We start from the raw sequence: 3638 nt of genomic DNA, 5'->3' as shown, positions 1-3638 counted from the left end.
AACGCCGCGGCCAGCGCGGCGAGCACCCGGGCGACCACCATGATCGGATAGGTGGTGGCCGCGGCGGCGAGCAGGTTGGCGGCGACGAAGACCGCCATGGCCACGAACAGTGCGGTACGCCGGTTCCAGTTGCCGGTCAGCACCGCGAGGACGGGGGCGCCCAGCGCGTAGACCGCCGAGAAGATCGTGATCAGCTGGCCGGCCTCGCCGACGCCGACGCCGAGGCTGCGTCCGAGCACCGGCAGGACACCGCTGATGACGAACGCGTCCGTGCCCAGCGCGAAGGTGCCCAGCGACAGCAGCAGGACCGGCTTGCGGGCCGCTCCGGTAGGCAGCACGGAGTGGAGTCTCATGTCGTTTCCCCAGCGGTGACCGGGGTGGGGATCCGGGCGGCGAGACCGGCGATGGTGACCGTGCGCAGCGAGTCCCGCCAGGCGCGCTCGGCGTCGCCCATCGCGGCGTTGATCAGGCAGGGCCCACCGCACTGCTCGGGGGGCAGAGCGCCGGTGCCGCGCTGGCGGATCTCCGTGCACACGAACATCTGGGACGTGCCGTCTATCGCCTCGACGACGTCGAGGACGCTGATGTCGGCCGCCGGACGGCCGAGGCGGTAGCCGCCCTTGGGGCCCGGCACGGCGTGCAGCAGTCCGGCTCGGGTCAGGGAGTGCAGGTGCTTGGCCAGAGTGGGCTCGGCCAGACCGTGATAGTCGGCGAGGTCGGTGCGGCGCACGACGGTCTCTGCCGGCATGCGCGCCAGCAGCACGACGCAGTGCAGACCCCACTCGACCCCTTGGGAGAGCTTCATGTGATCAACACTAGCCTATTGTCGACACCAACTATCCACGATATCGATATTTGGGGAAGTGGTGGGCGGTCGAGGGCCTTGACAGCGGTGCCTTGGGGGAGGCGGTGACGACCTCGGCGCGCGACCGAGCGGACCGGGCGGGCCGCGTCCGCGATGCGAATGGGGCCGCCGTCGGCGGCGTCGTGCAGCGGCTTGGGTGAGCCCCGCCCGGTCCAGGGAGGCCGGCGGTAGATCCAGGTGGTGCCGGCCCCCCTTGTGCGCGGCGGCTACGCGGTGGCCCTTCGGGGTGATCTCGCACGCAGCGAGTAAAGGATCGGAAGGTAGGTGTCGCCGAAGGGGAACCGACGCTTGCCGTCGGGGCCTTCGGGGAGGATGCGACTTCCCGGGAAGTCGACCTCGGTGTGCTCGCCGAGCCGGTCGATGATCAGGCCCGCTCCGGCGGCCGCCGTGACGATCTCGCCCACCGAATGCGGGTACTGGACCACCTCCTGCGCGCTCATCGGCAGGTCCGGGTCCGAATACGTGCCTGTGACGGTCTCGCGCTGGGGCTCTCCTCCGCCGTAGGGCCAGTCGGCCACGAGCGGCTCGTAGCTGGCGAGGGTCTGGTAGGCGGGATGTAGATCGACCAGCACCAGCCTTCCGCCTGGCCGCAGCGCCATCGCCGCACCACGCATCCACGCGTCAAGGTCGCCGATCCAGCACAGCACCCCGTAGGTGGCGATCACGAGGTCGAACCTGCTCGCCAGGGAGGACGGGAGGTCCTGCGTGTCGGCCTCGACGAAATCGGCGGTCAGCCCGGCGAGCTCGGCCAGCTCGCGTGCCCGGACGATCGCCGTCGGGGAGAAATCGACACCGGTGACCCTGGCGCCCAGACGGGCCCAGTTGAGTGTGTCCATGCCGAAGTGGCACTGCAGATGCAGCACGTCCTGGCCGGTCACATCGCCGGCCAGCTCCCGTTCGATCCCGTAGAGCGTCTGCCGGCCCGCCAGGAACGAATCGACGTCGTACAGCATGTCGTTAGGGGTGGTGCCGTGCGCCCGGGCGCGGTCATCCCAAAGGGCGCGGTTCGCGGCGAGCCCGTCATCAAGAGAGTTTCCGTTCATGTCCGCAGTGTGGCAGGCCGGTGAGAGCGAACGCCTGTCCATTTCCGCGTCATGCGCCTGGTCGGCCCTGCCTGGGACGAGCTGGTCGCCGACCTGGTGCGCGCGGGTTGTGGTCTTGGGGCTTGGCAAACTCCGGTAGGCACGTGCTAATTTTCTTTTGCATGTGCTGAGGAGGTGGCGTGACGACCGGGGACGAACTGCTCCGTGTGCTGGCGGCGCTCGACAATCCGCACCGGCTGCGGATCCTCGCGGCGCTCGCGGGCGAACGCGACTACGTCAGCAATCTCGCGCGCGAACTCGGCATCAGCCGGCCGCTGCTCCAGGTGCATCTGCGCAAGCTGGAGGCGGCCGGGCTGGTGGCGGGGCAGGCCGAGGTGTCGCCGGACGGGAAGGCGATGAAGTACTACGAGACCGTCCCGTTCCGGCTCGAGCTGACCCCCGAGGCCGTGCGGCGCGCGGTGCGGACCCTGACCGCGCCGGAGGACAGGAAGGTGGACGGGTGATGGACGGGCACGATCTGGCGGAGGTGGTCGGCGCGGTCGGCCTCTTCGCGCTGGTGACCACCGTGGTGACGGTGATCATCGTGCAGGTGGGCGCGACCGTGCGGGCGCGCGCGGCGCTGGCCCGCGAGGAGGAGTACCGGCGGCTGGCCGAGACGGGCCTGGAGACCCAGCGGCTGATCGAGCGGCGGCTCACCGACACCGCCCGCAGCCTCGGCGAGATGGAGAAGCGGATGGACGCGCTGGAGCGGATCCTGCTCACCGTCGAGTGAGCCGGGCCCGCCGGGGAGCGCGTCAGGAGAACGACGAAACGATGCCGGGCCGTCGAGCGGCCACTCGACGACCCGGCGTGAAGGCACCACACCCCGCCCGTCTCCGGGCGGGTCTCACAGCGGCATTCCTCCACCGAAAGGACAGCACTTCATGCTGCCTGAACGCAAACCGATCACCGAGCGCGTCGCGGGCTGGTCGGCACGGCACCGCACGCTCGCGATCACCGGCTGGCTCGTCCTGGTCGTCGCGGCGATCCTCGGGGCCGGGGCCCTCGGCCTGGAGCAGAGGAACAGCACCGACCCCGGCGAGTCCGGCCGCGCCGACCGCGTCCTGGACGCGCACACCGGTTACCTCCCCCTGCTGGAGAACGTCCTGGTGCAGAGCCGGGAGGGGAGCGCCCGGTTCGCTGCCGACCCCGGCGTGCGTGCCGCGACCCGCGAGCTGACCGCGGCGCTGCGGCCGTACGGAGCCGTCCGGTCGCCGCTCGACGGGCCGGGCCTGGTGTCGCGGGACGGACGGTCCGGACTGGTCACCGTGCAGATAGCCGGGCCGCACGAGGAGTTCCGCGGGCACTACGACGGGGTCGTCCGCGCCGTCCGGGAGGTCGCGGCGCGGCAACCGGACGTGCGGCTCGCGCAGGCGGGGGACAAGAGCCTCTCGGACGCGGTCAACGGCGGCATCAAGGACGACATGAAGCGGGCCGAGTACTTCTCGCTTCCGCTCACCGTGCTGATCCTGCTGACCGTGTTCGGGTCGCTGGTCGCGGCCGGGATCCCGCTGCTGCTCGCGGTGACCACCGTCGCCGGGACGTTCGGGCTGCTGCGGCTCGCCGGCCACTGGGTGCCGGTGAACAGCGCCGCGTCCTCGATCGTGCTGCTGGTGGGGATCGCCGTCGGCGTCGACTACTCGCTGTTCTACCTGCGCCGCCTGCGCGAGGAGCGCGCGGCGGGGCGGTCC

General features: G+C 71.1%; 6 protein-coding genes. 3 read left to right on the top strand and 3 right to left on the bottom strand.

Going from position 1 to position 3638, the window contains the following annotated elements; translation table 11 throughout:
- From AB0J52_RS32060 to AB0J52_RS32050, 3 genes are all read right to left on the bottom strand, one after another.
- Positions 1-353: MFS transporter (locus tag AB0J52_RS32060; RefSeq protein WP_500186549.1), on the bottom strand; the 353-nt coding region annotated here is incomplete at its 3' end.
- Positions 350-805 carry an RrF2 family transcriptional regulator gene (locus AB0J52_RS32055; RefSeq protein ID WP_500186548.1) on the bottom strand — a complete coding sequence of 152 codons (456 nt, stop codon included), beginning with the start codon at positions 803-805 and terminating at the stop codon, positions 350-352. The genes AB0J52_RS32055 and AB0J52_RS32060, both read right to left, overlap by 4 nt.
- 266 nt (positions 806-1071) lie before the next feature.
- On the bottom strand, positions 1072-1950 hold the full coding sequence (locus AB0J52_RS32050) for a class I SAM-dependent methyltransferase (RefSeq protein WP_500186547.1): 879 nt from the start codon (positions 1948-1950) through the stop codon (positions 1072-1074).
- Positions 1951-2087: 137 nt separating this feature from the next.
- Here AB0J52_RS32050 and AB0J52_RS32045 point away from each other — a divergent pair, with 137 nt between their 5' ends.
- The 3 genes from AB0J52_RS32045 to AB0J52_RS32035 form a co-directional block, all read left to right on the top strand.
- Positions 2088-2411, top strand: a complete 324-nt coding sequence (locus tag AB0J52_RS32045; protein WP_500186545.1) for an ArsR/SmtB family transcription factor — start codon at positions 2088-2090, stop codon at positions 2409-2411.
- Positions 2411-2680, top strand: a complete 270-nt coding sequence (locus AB0J52_RS32040) for a hypothetical protein (RefSeq protein WP_500186543.1) — start codon at positions 2411-2413, stop codon at positions 2678-2680. The genes AB0J52_RS32045 and AB0J52_RS32040 overlap by 1 nt, the downstream gene beginning before the upstream one ends.
- Before the next feature lie 151 nt (positions 2681-2831).
- The coding region (locus AB0J52_RS32035; protein WP_500186541.1) for an MMPL family transporter at positions 2832-3638 on the top strand (807 nt) is incomplete at its 3' end.

Source organism: Spirillospora sp. NPDC049652 (assembly GCF_040675125.1).
Classification (GTDB): domain Bacteria; phylum Actinomycetota; class Actinomycetes; order Streptosporangiales; family Streptosporangiaceae; genus Spirillospora.
This window is presented reverse-complemented; position numbering and strand designations above follow the sequence as displayed.